Source organism: Thiohalocapsa sp. ML1, from assembly GCF_001469165.1.
GTDB lineage: Bacteria > Pseudomonadota > Gammaproteobacteria > Chromatiales > Chromatiaceae > Thiohalocapsa.
On record NZ_JABX01000051.1, the window covers coordinates 1 to 13,312 of the forward strand.

Below are 13,312 nucleotides of genomic sequence, written 5' to 3' on the forward strand. Positions count from 1 at the left end.
TCGCGACGAGCCGACCAGGAGGTCGGCTCTCCGGCCCGTCCCGGCCCCGGCGTTGACCGGAGTGTTGACTGGAGTATTGACCGGAGTGTTGACCGGAGTATTGACTGGAGTGTTGATCGGAGTGTTGACCTCCAGGTCAACACCGCGACAGAGCGGCAAGCACTGTCGTCGCGACGAGCCGACCAGGAGGTCGGCTCTCCGGCCCGTCCCGGCCCCGGCGTTGACCGGAGTGTTGACCGGAGTATTGACTGGAGTGTTGACCGGAGTGTTGACCTCCAGGTCAACACCGCGACAGAGCGGCAAGCACTGTCGTCGCGACGAGCCGACCAGGAGGTCGGCTCTCCGGCCTCATCGAAATCGCTATCGAAATCGGGATCGGTCAGCACTCGGTTCGATTTCGATCCCGATCCCGACGCGCCTGGCCGGTCCAACGCCCCGTCGAAACCTGACCCATCTGCAAGGTCAAGCAATCTAGCGGTGTGCCTCAGACCCCCCGCAGCCCGCGGGCAATCTGGTACACGCGCTCGATGAAGTGCTCCATGCCGGCGCGCCGGTTCGGGCTCAAATGCTCCGCAAGGCCGAGGCGGGCGATGTAGTCGCGGGCATCGGTGTGCAGCACATCGTCCGGGGACTTGCGCTGGAACGGCACCAGGAGCAGCGCGACGAGCCCGCGCACCAGCGGCGTCTCGGCGTCGGCGCGGTACTCGATCACCGCGGGCGCGCTGTGCGTCAGGCTGCCGGTGAGCCAGGTGCTGGTGTTGCACCCCTTCACCAGGTTCGCGTCGTGCTTCTCGCTGTCGGCGAGCGGCAGCAGCTCCCGGCTCAGGTCACCGATGAGCTCGTAGCGGGCCTCCCAGGTCTCCAGCAGCTCGAAGGCGTCCAGCACGTCTTTGGTGTTCATCGATTCACCTCCAATACTGGCGGGCAACCCGGCGGGCAGCGAGCCGCCCGCGCCCATCCGGACGAAATGTGGGGGTTCGTGGCAGGACCAACCAGGGGCCAGGACAAAATGACCACCGACTGTCGGTCAATAAGGTGACGAGCTGTATTGGTAAAAACCTTAATCCGGTTTAGACTTTGGCGTAGGTCACGTCTCCGGGCGCTTAGGCGGGACCAGGTCGGCGGCGCAACGCCCCGAGCCCGACCCCGCTCGCCCCCAAACCGGAGCTCGTTCTATGGCCCTAGCCAACACCCTGACCTACTTCCCAGACATCAGCGATGTCGGCGTCGCCGCGCGCCAGCGCCCCAGCCGGGCAGTGCCCGCGTCGCGCCCGCCGTTCTTCCGTTGGCGTGAGCAGTGGTGCGTCGGCATCGAGGCGCTGGACCGCGACCGGCGCGCGCTGGCCGCCATTCTGAACCACATGGCACTGCGCTTTGGCGAGCCGGCGGACGGCATGCCGCCCCAAGGCGCCGCCGCGGACGCGACGATGGCGCGGCGTCACGCCGACGCGCCGTCGGCCTTGCGCTACTGGCTGGACGCCCTGCGCAGCCGCACCCGCGACCACTTCGGCCGCGAAGAGGCGCTGATGCGCGCAACGCACTACCCGGAGGTCGCCGCACACGCGGGCGAGCATGCACTGATGCTGGCAGAGCTCACCGCATTGATGCGCGACATCGTCGCGCGTGGCGATGAAAGGCTCCGCCTTGCAGACCTTGAGGCCCTCAAGCAATGGTTCATGGGGCATGTGCTCGACATGGACAAGCGCCTCGGCCGCTACCTGCGCGAGAACGGCATCAGCCCGCTCTGGCCGCGGCATTGAGACGCGACGCCCAACCTCAAGGGCACCGATATCGCAATCGCAATCGCAATCGCAATCGCAATCGCAATCGAACATCACCGTAGGTGAACCAGCAAGGGCCGAGGGCCAAGGGCCGAGGAGCACTCCCTCGGCCCTCGGCCCTCGGCCCTTCTGCCTACGCCGTATCGCCGCGAAACTCGACTCATCTGCAAACACAGCGGCTTAGTGCATCCTTCCGACCCGACATCGGGACCGGAATCCCAGCCGCCTCGCCGACGCGCGGCTGACTGGGACCGCCGGCTTTCCAGCCGGCTCGGCGCCGGCGCGGCTACTGGGACCGCCGGCTTTCCAGCCGGCTCGGCGCCGGCGCGGACTGGGACCGCCGGCTTTCCAGCCGGCTCGGCGCCGACGCGGCTCGATGCCGCGTCGGCGTCGCCTGGGCTGGCACAAGGGCACCAGCGCAGTCGCCCGCCCGCCCTGCTCCAGCGCAGTCGATCGCACGCCGGGGGCATCGAGCCCCCGGCGCGCGAAGCCGGCTGAAAGCCGGCGCTCCCAGTGGGCTCGATGCCGCGTCGGCGTCGCCCGGGCTGGCACAACGCCACCAGCGCAGTCGCCCGCCCGGCGGCGCGACATGGGCAGTCGCCCTGCTCCAGCGCAGTCGATCGCGCGCCGGGGGCATCGAGCCCCCGGCACGCGAAGCCGGCTGAAAGCCGGCGCTCCCAGTGGGCTCGATGCCGCGTCGGCGTCGCCTGGGCTGGCACAACGCCACCAGCGCAGTCGCCCGCCCCGGCGGCGCGGCATGGGCGGTCGCCCTGCTCCAGCGCCGCAGATCGCACGCCGGGGGCATCGAGCCCCCGGCACGCGAAGCCGGCTGAAAGCCGGCGCTCCCAGTCAGCGCCAGCCAAGCGCCGACACCATAGCCCTACGGCGCCGCGGTGCCGCTTGCCTGCTCGGCATCCACGTCGACCATCGGCTCGGCCGTCGGCTCGACGCCGCGCGTGCCCTTGACCTCCACCGCCCGCAGCCGCTCGGGCGCGGCGCGCCGCACACGCTCCAGGTCGCAGATGCTCGTGTACAGCGCCAGCATGCGCTCCGCCATCGCCCGCGCCGACCAGCGCTCGGCGTAGGGTCGCGCCTTGGCCACCAGCGCCGCGTGCAGCGCCCGGTCCGTGAGCAGCCCGATCGTCTTGTCGGCAAAGTCCGCCTCGTCGTCCTCGGCAATCAGGCAGCCCTCGCCGTCCTGCAGGACCTCGCGGGTGCCCATCACGGCGGTAGCCACCACCGGCGTGCCGAGCGCCAGGGACTCCAGCAGCACCAGGCCCTGGGTCTCGGTGCGGGACGCAAACACGAAGGCGTTGCCGGCCGCATAGCAGTCTTCCAGCGAGCCGTCGCGGTTCAGATAACCGACAAAGCGCACGTTCTCGAGCAGGCCGAGCTGCCGGGTCAGGCCTTCGAGCTGCCGGCGCGCCGGGCCCTCGCCCGCGATCACCAACAGCACGTCCGGCACGGCGGCGCGCACGCGCACCAGCATCCGCAGCAGGAACTCGCAGTTCTTCTCGAACGCGAGCCGGCCAACGTAGAGCAGCATCGGCCGCTCCGGCGGGATGCCGTACCGGCTGCGAAAGCCGGCGCCATCGCCGCGATGGAACTTGTCCAGATCGATGCCCGTGGGCACCACCTCGGCCGCCGTGCTCACGCCGTAGTCCATCAGCACATCCAGCATCGCCTGCGACGGCACCGCCAGCGCATCCACATCGCCGCACTGTGCCGCCGAGAAGCTGCGCGCCGCGTAGCGCATCCAGCTACTCGGCACGAGCGGGATGTACTTGTCCAGGTATTGCTCAAAGAAGGTGTGGTAGCTTGCCAGCGCCGGCACGCCAAGGCGCCGCGCCAGCGCCCGGCCCGCGTAGTGCGCGATGAAGGGCGTGTGGATGTGCACCAGGTCGAAGTCGGCCGCGTGCAGCCGCGCGTGGTGGCGGCGGATGCGGCCCCAGCGGATGATGCGGTCCTCGGGGTCGAACAGAAAATAGCGCGACGGCAGCCGGATGACCTCGAAGGGCTCCGGCTCCCCTGCCAGCCCATAATCCGGCGCGAGCAGGGTCACGTCGTGACCCAGATCGACGAACTCCCGGGCGAAGGTCTGTATGGACGTGGACACGCCATTGACGCGCGGGAAGTACACGTCGGAAATCATCAATACGCGCATGGGTCGCCATTCGCGGCCGCGCCGCGTTTCCAAGCCGGAGAAAAACCTTGTCATGGTACCAGCACCGCCGCCACGACTGCGGCGCCACGGGCTGCCCCGTGCAGCAAAAACCACGGCCGGCGCATCGGTATTCTCGTCGTTGCGCCAACGCCGGCGGTGGCCGGTCGCTGCCGCGCGGCGGGTCGGCGGCCGCGGGGCTCGCCGCCACCGCGCTGCTCGCGCTGCTGCTCGCGCTGCACGCGGCCCCGGCGGCGACAGCGGAGCAGGTGCTCTGGGGCTACGGCGTGCGCGGCTGCGATGACTACATCGCCGCCGCCAAGGCGGCCGACGCCGGCGATGCGGCAGAGCTCGGGCGCTTCGAGGACTGGCTCGCGGGCTTCATCTCCGGCCTCAACCTCGCGCTGGGCGAGGACGTGCTGCGCGGCTCCGGCCTCGGCACCGCCATGACCGCGGCGCGCGAATACTGCACCGCCAACACCGGGCAGGACTTCTTCAACGCCGCCATGGAGCACGTGCGCAACCTCGCCAGCCTGCGTTGAAGGGCCTTGCCGACCCGGAAGCGCCGGGACCGCGCAGGCGCTGCGCAGCTTGCCGCCCGCACGCGCCGGCCGTCACAGAACCGCAATCTTACCTGCATACTCCCCCGATCTCTCGGGTCCGCAATGGCAGGCTGGTTCTGGGGGAGGCGTCGCCGCAGACCAACAGGTCGTGCTCCCCTATCGGTATCGGTATCGAAATCGAACCTAGTGCCAACCGATCCCGACCTCTGCGCACGGGGCAGTGAGGCGCGGGAACGGCGGAGACTCGGCAGGGCAGCAATTGCCCGCCCGTAGCCGAGCCGGAGCGGGAGCCGGGCCCGGCCCGGCCCGGCCGGAGAGCCGACCTCCAGGTCGGCTCCGCAGTCGCGACACCAGTGCATCACGCTCTGTGGCCGTGTTGACCTGGAGGTCAACACTCCAGTCAACGCCCGTTCGAGACTTGATTCATCAGCAAGCATCTGGCGCCGTCAAGCAATCTAGGTGAGGGCGGGAGGGCGGAGGCGGAGGGCGGAAGGGCCGAGGAGGACTTCCTTGGCCCTGGGTCCTCGGCCCTGCCCCACCGCCCCACGCCCGAGCCACCGAAGACCCGCGCGCAGCCGTCTGTCGGCTCAAGCCGCGCCCTGCGGCAAGAGACCGAGGCTTGATGTCGGCGACATCGCACGCTAGGCAAGCCCCTGGTAGGCTTGCGTTGTTTGCCCTGCATCGCCCTCATGCGGAGAGCGCACCAAGCCACCGCGCCTGATCAGGCCGCGGTCAGCCGGCGCCGCCCCGGCCGGCGTTCGAGGCGCTGTCCGCGCTTATTGTTCAACATCGGAATGTCAAGCCATGCGTAAGCCGTTTCGCAAGTCCTTGTTGTCCCTGGCCATCGCCCACGCCCTCGGCATCGGCATCGGTTGGCCCGCCACCGCCTTGGCCACGGACACCCAGCAGCCGTCCGCCGCCGCCTTCGCGCCGAATCGTGACTTGCAGCAGGAGCTCATCGAGCTCAAGAACGCGGTTCTGGCGCGTCCGGACGATGCCGATCTGCGCTACCGGTTGGGCATCACCTACCTGCGTGCCGGCGATGGGGCAGCGGCCGAAAAGGAACTGCTGCGCGCGAGGGATCTCGGCCGCGACGACTTCGATCTGCTGACCAAGCTCGCAGAGGCTTGGCTGGCCCAGGGCAAATACCAAGACGTCATTATCGACCCAGGCCTGAAACAAGCGCTCGGCACCGACGACGAGCCCGCGGTCCAAGCGCTTTACGGCCGGGCAGAGCTTGGCCGCGGGAGCCCGACCCCAGCGCGGGAAGCATTCGAACGTGCGCTTGCCCTGAAGCCCGACCACCCGGCTGCGCTCTTGGGACTAGGGCGAGTGGAGCTGACCGAAAGCCACCTCGGCGCAGTCGAACTGCTGCTGGCCCGTCTGGAACAGGCCGAGCACCCGGACTTGGCCATGACCAACGAGCTGCGCGGCGACCTCGAGATGGCCCGTGGCAACTTCGAGCGGGCAGAGGCGGCCTACCGCGCAGGACTGGCCGCGGCGCCGGGACGCACGGATCTGCTGCGCGATGCCGCCTTCGCGATGCTGAGCCGCGGCGAGCTCGCGGAGGCCGATGCCGAGCTGACCAAGGTGCTACGGATGGCCCCGAACGACGGCAACGCCAGCATGATGCTGGCGATGGCCGCTTTCGAGCAGGACGACTACGAGCGCGCAAGGCGGCTCGCCGAAGGCTTCGCCAGCGCTCCCGAAGGGCCACCGTTGCCGCTCTACATCGCCGGCGCGTCGGCCTACTTTCTCGGCGACGTCGAACAGGCTCGCGAGTACCTGTCGCGTTACGTTGCGAGAGAGCCGGAAGACGCCGCGGGGCGACGCGTTTACGCTGCGACACTCATCAAGCTCAAGCAAGGCGCCGAGGCCTACGATCTGCTCGAGCCACTGGCGGCCGGCGCGGAGGGTGACATCGGCCTGTTGCAGTTGCTGGGCACCGCTGCGTCGATGGCGGGAGACACAACCGGGGGCGTCGGCTATTTGGAGAAGGCGTTGTCGGCAGCCCCCGACGACAAACGGATCGAGATCGAGCTGGTCATGGCCAGGCTCACCGCCGGCGATCGGGAGCAGGGGCTCGCCGATCTGCAACGCCTCGCCCAAGACCCGGACGTCACCGGAGCGCGCGAAGCGCTGCTGGAGGAGCGTCTGCGGTACGGCGAGTACGACCAGGCCTTGGCGTTGCTGGACGAAGTGGACGCAGACGCGGGCGCAGCAGGTGCCCAATCCGAGGTCATGCGCGCGAAGGCGCTGCTCGGACAAGGCCAGCGGCAGGAGGCGCAGGCTGTGTTGGAGCGGATTCTGCAAAACGAACCGGCACATTACCAAGCTAGCGTCTTGATGGTCGAGCTGCTGCTGAGCCGAGGCGAAGCGCAAGCAGCCCTCGGCCACGCCGAACGGGTTGCCGCCGCTTACCCGGGCGAGCTCGGGCCGCAGATCATGCTGGCGTTGGCCGAGCGCGCCGCCAAGCGCGACGACGCGGCAACGCAACGATTGAATGCCCTACTCCGGCAGCACCCGGACTCGGTCGCGCTCGCTGCGACCCTCGCGGACATCTACCTGGGGCAGCAGCAATGGGACAAGGCAAAGGACGTATTGGACAACGCGCCGAACCAGGAGTCCCCACACATCCTGCTCGCATACGGGCGTTACTGGCTGGACGTCGGCAACCCGGGCGAAGCCGTCGCGACGCTGCGCCACGCCGTGGAACGCGCGCCGGCAGACGTGCGGACCCGGCTCATGCTCGCCAAGGCCCTCAGGGAGACCGGCGATAGAGACGCGGCAACGCAGGAGATCGAGAACCTCGCCGAGATCGCACCCGCCGACCCGGGCGTGAGACGCGAGCGAACCTTGCTGGCCATCACCGACTTGGCGGCGACGCCGGAACGACTTGAGCAAGCCGTGAACGAGATCGCCGCAATGCAGCAGAACGTCAGTCCCACTGGCGTTGAGCTCTCGGGCTACCTGGCGCTGCGACAAGGCGCCACCGGGCGCGGCCTGGAGCTGCTGCGCCAAGCCCACGAAGCCTCGCGCACGACCGACACGCTGTTGACCTACGCCGATAGCTTGTGGGCGGTGGGGCAACGTCCCGCAGCCGTGGAAGCCCTCGATTTCTGGATCGAAGTCCGCCCGCGGGATGCGCGCGCCCTGATCCGTAGGGGTGCTTACCGCCTCGCCATGGCCGACTTTGCCGCTGCCGCGTCGGACTTGGAGCTGGCTCGCTCACTCGGCACGCAAGGCGCGCATGTCGATCCCATGCTGGCGTATGCGCTGGTGATGTCGGGCAATGTGGATGCGGCGGCCCCCATCGCGGAGCAGGCATACCGGCTCGCCCCCGAGGATACGACCGCGATGCAGGCGATGGGGCTCGTGCGGCTCAAGCAGGGTGACGCCCGCGGCGCGAGCGAGACGCTCAAGGCCGCTATCGAGGCCTCCGCGCCGCTGCCCCCGGCTGCCGGACTCAGGCTGGATTATGCAGAGGCCCTGCTGGCCGTCGGCGACTCCGCCGCGGCGCGGGCATTGCTGGATACCTTGGACGCGGAGCTGGACGAAGACTCGCCGCTGGCAGAACGCTTGCGCCGCCTGCGCGCAAGGTAGGCAAACGCGGCGCGGGCCTTTCGGCCGGGCAAAAAAAAGCCTCGCTTGCGCGGGGCTTGATTGGAGCGAGCAGACTCGCTCCAGCGTCGGATTCGACAGATCAGGCCTTGCGACGGCGGCTGGTCAGGCCAAGGCCGAGCAGACCGGCGGCGACCAGCGCCAGCGGTGCAGGCACAGGTATCAACTGGACTTCATAGGTGTTGGTCATGCTGATGACCTGACCAGCATCGCCTGAGACCTGAGCGTTATAGCTGTCGGTCACCGCAAACCGGCGGCACACGCCGCAGTTGGCGGACACGGACGTGGGCGTGTCGCCGAGGTTTAGGTCGACGGTGAAGTCCGCATCGGGGACGATGGGCGTGTCCTGACCGGTGATCTGCTTGCGGGTGTTGACGTTCCCGCTGTTCTGATCGAGCAGCTCGTTGGTCAGGCGGATCAGCGTGAAGCGCAGATTCGGCTCATCGTCCACCGAGAAGCCCGGCGGCGGCGTCAGGTCGATGAAATAGCTGATGCTGCCGGTGAGCTGATCGCCCAGCGCGTTGAGGTTGAAGATGCCGGTCTCGACACCGCTCAAGGACGCACTGGAGATGTTGACGCCGGCGGTCGGATCCAGCGTGTTCACGGCCATGTGCGAGGCGGCCGGTTCCGGTGCGTTGGCGCCGGTCTGGCTCGGACCGCCGGTGTAGCAGGTGTAGGTGAAGAAGCCCCGGCGGTAGGAGTTCAGCGGATCGCCAGCCCCGTCGGTGGCACAGAAAGCCGCCAGCGAGAAGGGGTTGGCGTCGAGCGGGGCCGCCGACACGGGGCCGACGGACAGGAGGCCGCCGATCATGACGGCGGCTGCCCCGAGAGTGTTCACAGTCTTCATAGGTTTCTCCAGGTTAGAGCCAAGCTATATGGCTACGATGTAACGGCTGTTTCGCGATGCAATTGAGACACTGCCCTGTTTTGAGGCGAAGCCGACCGGGTTTAGAGGTCGCGCCCGCCTACGCTGCGGCCATGCCAGGTCCATCCGCTAGTTGTCGACTGGCCCGAGTGCACCGGGAGGTATCCGAGCCTTCCCCTAATCTACAAGCAGGGAGCGTGCCGCATTTTTTTATCATTTATTTTTCAGCAGGTTATGAATCCTTCGACAGCACGGCGCGGACGTAGCGCCCAGAGGTTGTAAAGAAAACTGACGGTGGCGGCCCGATTCCGGAGCGGTATTCGCGACCAAGCAGGCCTCGGGGCTTCCCCCGACAGCGAGATTACGTCGTATTTTCAATGACATGCCCACACACGACCGCATGTCACGATTCTTTACAGTGAGACCCGAAAGCTATCGTCGCGAGCGACCGCCACCGAGCCGCTTGAGCTGCATCGTGCACTGACCCCACTCATCCGTCAGACGCCGAGGCTCGGTCACATAGCGCCGGGCCACACCAACGCCACACCGCAGACGACAACGGCGCCGCAGGGAACGCCGTCCGTCAGCGCCTTCGCTTGCCGTCAGGACGCCGCGGGCAACTGTAAAAAAACCTGACACTCGCATCCGGGGCAACACTCTCGCGCAGCGGCACGGCGGACCCGACCCGCGACGCCGTGGTCGCAGGTACGAGGCGCGCCAGCGCGTTCTGCGCGTGCTTCCTCGTCTCGTTCTCCACGCATTGCGGGCCTTGATCGTGAGCCCGACCAGCGCCGCGGGCTTCCGGCGTAGCCAGGCCTGCCAACCCTGGTTGCGTCCGGCCAGGACGGCACGCGACGGGTCCGCCTGCGTGACCGACGGTCGCCGGTTCTCCGGGATCGCGCCGAACCGGGCCGGAGCGACGCACGGGGTCGGAACGCTCAATCGCCTGCCGCTTGTGCGCGCAGCCGTGCGAGCTCGCACTCGGCCGCCTGCGCGCGCTGTTCGGCGGCAGCGGCGCGCTCGGCTTCCAGCTCGGCGCGCTCGGCCTCGGCCGCGGCCCGCTCGGCCGCGGCAGCGGCCGTCGCTTCGGCGGCTGCCGCGCGCCGGTCGGCCTCGCGCCAGCCGGGCAGGACGAACGGATAGACCGGGTCATCCAGCATCCGGTCGGGCTTGGGCTGGCGCTTGAGGTCATCGATGCGGAACTGAAAGCCGGGCAGGACCCGGGATTGGATCACGCCGTCCACGGGGGCAATGGCCTGATAGACGCCGGACGGGCTCAGGCCGAAGAAGCCGAGCTGGCCGTCGGTGCGGTGCAGGATGTAGTACTCCGGCACGCCGGCGGCGGCGTATTCGGCCTTCTTGGTGACCAGATCGCGGTCGATGCTGGCACGATCCTCGTCCGACAGGGCCTCGACACAGAGGTCGAAGATGCCGTGGTAGGAGCGGTCCAGCGGCAGCAGGGGTGCCGGGTTGGCCGCCAGCACCAGGCCCAGGTCGGGCCGGCGGATGACGGTGCGATCGGGCAGGGCCAGGCGGAAGCCCATTTCCAGGGCCGCGAGCTGCCCCAGTGGGTGCTCGCGCAGGTAATGCCGGAGCAGCTCGACGAACCACTGATAGACGAGGTAGGTACCCTGATCCGACACCGGCTTCTCCTCCAGGTGGCCGTTGTTCCACTCGTAGGGGCGGTCGGCGTCGGCGTAGTAATGGCACCAATAGTCGGTTTCCGAGACCCATTCCGCGTGGTCGGCGGGTGCTTCAGCGGGGTACTCGGCGATGGCGGGCCGCGTGCTCATGGGGCTGCTCGCTCAGGTCGGCCCTGACCGCGGGTGCCGCGGCCAGGTGGTGTCCGGCGAGGATAGCACGCAGCCCCGGGGGCGCTGCTGCGGTCGGTAAAGGGCCGAGGGCCGAGGAGGTCTTCCTCGGCCCTCGGCCCTCGGCCCTTGGCCCTTCAAGCGCCTGTCGCCGTGAAACGACCTCATCCCCCTCTGTCGCCGTGTTGACCTGGCGGTCAACACTCCAGCGAGCTTGGGGTTTCCGCCGGTGGGACCTACCGGCGTCCGCTCTGCCGGATCGGGCGGAACCGGGGCAGCGCGCAGCAGAGGGCGGGGACGCTCAATCGCCCGCCGCTTGCGCCCGCAGCCGTGCGAGCTCGCGCTCGGCCGCCTGTGCGCGTTGCTCGGCGGCCTCGGCGCGCTCGGCTTCTTTCGCGGCACGCGCGCCCTCGACGGCGGCGCGCTCGAACTCGGCGGCGGCGCGCTCAGCCTCGGCAGTGGCGCGCTCGGCCTCGGCAGCGGCCTTGGCTTCGGCGGCTGCCGTCTGCGCTTCGGCTGCAGCCGCCTGCGCTTCGGCGGCCGCCGCGCGCCGGTCGGCCTCGCGCCAGCCGGGCAGGACGAACGGATACACCGGATCATCCAGCAGCCGATCCGGGTCCGGCTGGCGCTTGAGATCATCGATGCGGAACTGAAAGCCGGGGAGGACGCGGGATTGGATCACGCCCACCACCGGCGCGATGGGCTGATAGCGGCCCGCGGGGTTCAGGCTGAAGAAGCCGAGCTGGCCGTCGGTGCGGTGGAGGATGTAATACTCCGGCACGCCGGCGGCGGCGTATTCGGCCTTCTTGGTGACCAGATCGCGGTCGATGCTGGCACGATCCTCGTCCGACAGCGCCTCGACACAGAGGTCGAAGATGCCGTGATAGGAGCGGTCCAGCGGCAGCAGGGGCGCCGGGTTGGCCGCCAGCACCAGGCCCAGGTCGGGCCGGCGGATGACGGTGCGATCGGGCAGGGCCAGACGGAAGCCCATTTCCAGGGCCGCGAGCTGCCCCAGTGGGTGCTCGCGCAGGTAATGCCGGAGCAGCTCGACGAACCACAGGTAGACGAGATAGGTACCCTGATCCGACACCGGCTTCTCCTCCAGGCGGCCGTTGTTCCACTCGTAGGGGCGGTCGGCGTCGGCGTAGTAATGGCACCAGTAGTCGGTTTCCGAGACCCATTCCGCGTGGTCGGCGGGTGCTTCAGCGGGGTACTCGGCGATGGCGGGCCGCGTGCTCATGGGGCTGCTCGCTCAGGTCGGCCCTGACCGCGGGTGCCGCGGCCAGGTGGTGTCCGGCGAGGATAGCACGCAGCCCCGGGGGCGCTGCTGCGGTCGGTAAAGGGCCGAGGGCCGAGGAGGTCTTCCTCGGCCCTCGGCCCTCGGCCCTTGGCCCTTCAAGCGCCTGTCGCCGTGAAACGACCTCATCCCCCTCTGTCGCCGTGTTGACCTGGAGGTCAACACTCCAGCGAGCTTGGGGTTTCCGCCGGTGGGAACTAACGGCGTCCGCTCTGCCGGATCGGGTGGAGCCGGGGCAGCGCGCAGCAGAGGGCGGGGACGCTCAATCGCCCGCCGCTTGCGCCCGCAGCCGTGCGAGCTCGCGCTCGGCCGCCTGTGCGCGTTGCTCGGCGGCCTCGGCGCGCTCGGCTTCTTTCGCGGCACGCGCTCCCTCGACGGTGGCGCGCTCGAACTCGGCGGCGGCGCGCTCAGCCTCGGCAGTGGCGCGCTCGGCCTCGGCAGCGGCCTTGGCTTCGGCGGCTGCCGTCTGCGCTTCGGCGGCAGCCGCCTGCGCTTCGGCGGCCGCCGCGCGCCGGTCGGCCTCGCGCCAGCCGGGCAGGACGAACGGATACACCGGATCATCCAGCAGCCGATCCGGGTCCGGCTGGCGCTTGAGATCATCGATGCGGAACTGAAAGCCGGGGAGGACGCGGGATTGGATCGCGCCGTCCACCGGCGCGATGGGCTGATAGCGGCCCGCGGGGTTCAGGCTGAAGAAGCCGAGCTGGCCGTCGGTGCGATGCAGGATGTAGTACTCCGGCACGCCCGCGGCGGCGTATTCGGCCTTCTTGGTGACCAGATCGCGGTCGATGCTGGCACGATCCTCGTCCGACAGGGCCTCGACACAGAGGTCGAAGATGCCGTGGTAGGAGCGGTCCAGCGGCAGCAGGGGTGCCGGGTTGGCCGCCAGCACCAGGCCTAGGTCGGGCCGGCGGATGACGGTGCGATCGGGCAGGGCCAGACGGAAGCCCATTTCCAGGGCCGCGAGCTGCCCCAGTGGGTGCTCGCGCAGGTAATGCCGGAGCAGCTCGACGAACCACAGGTAGACGAGATAGGTACCCTGATCCGACACCGGCTTCTCCTCCAGGTGGCCATTGTTCCACTCGTAGGGGCGGTCGGCGTTGGCGTAGTAATGGCACCAATAGTCGGTTTCCGAGACCCATCCCGCGTGGTCGGCGGGTGCTTCAGCGGGGTACTCGGCGATGGCGGGCCGCGTGCTCATGGGGCTGCTCGC

The 13,312-nt window shown here is 69.0% G+C and carries 9 protein-coding genes; 3 read left to right on the forward strand and 6 right to left on the reverse strand.

The features are described 5' to 3' along the window. Positions 1-484 precede the first annotated feature (484 nt). A complete protein-coding gene (locus ML01_RS22785) occupies positions 485-901 on the reverse strand; it encodes a SufE family protein (RefSeq protein ID WP_058557693.1) in 417 nt (138 codons plus the stop codon). Positions 902-1,175: 274 nt separating this feature from the next. Here ML01_RS22785 and ML01_RS22790 point away from each other — a divergent pair, with 274 nt between their 5' ends. Then, positions 1,176-1,760 carry a bacteriohemerythrin gene (locus tag ML01_RS22790; protein ID WP_058557694.1) on the forward strand — a complete coding sequence of 195 codons (585 nt, stop codon included), beginning with the start codon at positions 1,176-1,178 and terminating at the stop codon, positions 1,758-1,760. A 901-nt stretch (positions 1,761-2,661) separates the two neighbouring features. Here ML01_RS22790 and ML01_RS22795 read toward each other — a convergent pair. After that, complete coding sequence (locus tag ML01_RS22795) at positions 2,662-3,945, reverse strand: glycosyltransferase (RefSeq protein WP_082674570.1); 1,284 nt, start codon at positions 3,943-3,945, stop codon at positions 2,662-2,664. 47 nt (positions 3,946-3,992) lie between these two features. Here ML01_RS22795 and ML01_RS22800 point away from each other — a divergent pair, with 47 nt between their 5' ends. Beyond that, positions 3,993-4,484, forward strand: a complete 492-nt coding sequence (locus ML01_RS22800) for a hypothetical protein (RefSeq protein WP_082674571.1) — start codon at positions 3,993-3,995, stop codon at positions 4,482-4,484. 825 nt (positions 4,485-5,309) lie between these two features. Continuing rightward, positions 5,310-8,108: an XrtA/PEP-CTERM system TPR-repeat protein PrsT gene (gene prsT, locus ML01_RS22805; protein WP_058557695.1), complete on the forward strand. Its 2,799-nt coding sequence runs from the start codon at positions 5,310-5,312 to the stop codon at positions 8,106-8,108. A gap of 100 nt (positions 8,109-8,208) precedes the next feature. Here prsT and ML01_RS22810 read toward each other — a convergent pair whose 3' ends face one another. The 4 genes from ML01_RS22810 to ML01_RS22825 all read right to left on the reverse strand — a co-directional run bounded on the left by ML01_RS22810 (position 8,209) and on the right by ML01_RS22825 (position 13,300). Continuing rightward, positions 8,209-8,973 (reverse strand): hypothetical protein, encoded by a 765-nt coding sequence (locus ML01_RS22810; protein ID WP_058557696.1) that lies wholly within the window; start codon positions 8,971-8,973, stop codon positions 8,209-8,211. A gap of 956 nt (positions 8,974-9,929) precedes the next feature. Then, the gene (locus ML01_RS22815; RefSeq protein ID WP_058557697.1) at positions 9,930-10,784 is read right to left on the reverse strand and encodes a Uma2 family endonuclease; all 855 of its coding nucleotides are present in this window, start codon (positions 10,782-10,784) and stop codon (positions 9,930-9,932) included. Between the two features lie 319 nt (positions 10,785-11,103). Next, positions 11,104-12,042 carry a Uma2 family endonuclease gene (locus ML01_RS22820; RefSeq protein WP_058557698.1) on the reverse strand — a complete coding sequence of 313 codons (939 nt, stop codon included), beginning with the start codon at positions 12,040-12,042 and terminating at the stop codon, positions 11,104-11,106. 319 nt (positions 12,043-12,361) lie between these two features. Then, positions 12,362-13,300, reverse strand: a complete 939-nt coding sequence (locus tag ML01_RS22825) for a Uma2 family endonuclease (protein ID WP_058557699.1) — start codon at positions 13,298-13,300, stop codon at positions 12,362-12,364. Positions 13,301-13,312 lie beyond the last annotated feature (12 nt).

Bases quoted from the DNA above. Each gene is read 5' to 3' on its own strand.
- ML01_RS22785 (WP_058557693.1), bottom strand. From the start codon at position 901: ATGAACACCAAAGACGTGCTGGACGCCTTCGAGCTGCTGGAGACCTGG.
- ML01_RS22790 (WP_058557694.1), top strand. From the start codon at position 1,176: ATGGCCCTAGCCAACACCCTGACCTACTTCCCAGACATCAGCGATGTC.
- ML01_RS22795 (WP_082674570.1), bottom strand. From the start codon at position 3,945: ATGCGCGTATTGATGATTTCCGACGTGTACTTCCCGCGCGTCAATGGC.
- prsT (WP_058557695.1), top strand. From the start codon at position 5,310: ATGCGTAAGCCGTTTCGCAAGTCCTTGTTGTCCCTGGCCATCGCCCAC.
- ML01_RS22810 (WP_058557696.1), bottom strand. From the start codon at position 8,973: ATGAAGACTGTGAACACTCTCGGGGCAGCCGCCGTCATGATCGGCGGC.
- ML01_RS22815 (WP_058557697.1), bottom strand. From the start codon at position 10,784: ATGAGCACGCGGCCCGCCATCGCCGAGTACCCCGCTGAAGCACCCGCC.
- ML01_RS22820 (WP_058557698.1), bottom strand. From the start codon at position 12,042: ATGAGCACGCGGCCCGCCATCGCCGAGTACCCCGCTGAAGCACCCGCC.
- ML01_RS22825 (WP_058557699.1), bottom strand. From the start codon at position 13,300: ATGAGCACGCGGCCCGCCATCGCCGAGTACCCCGCTGAAGCACCCGCC.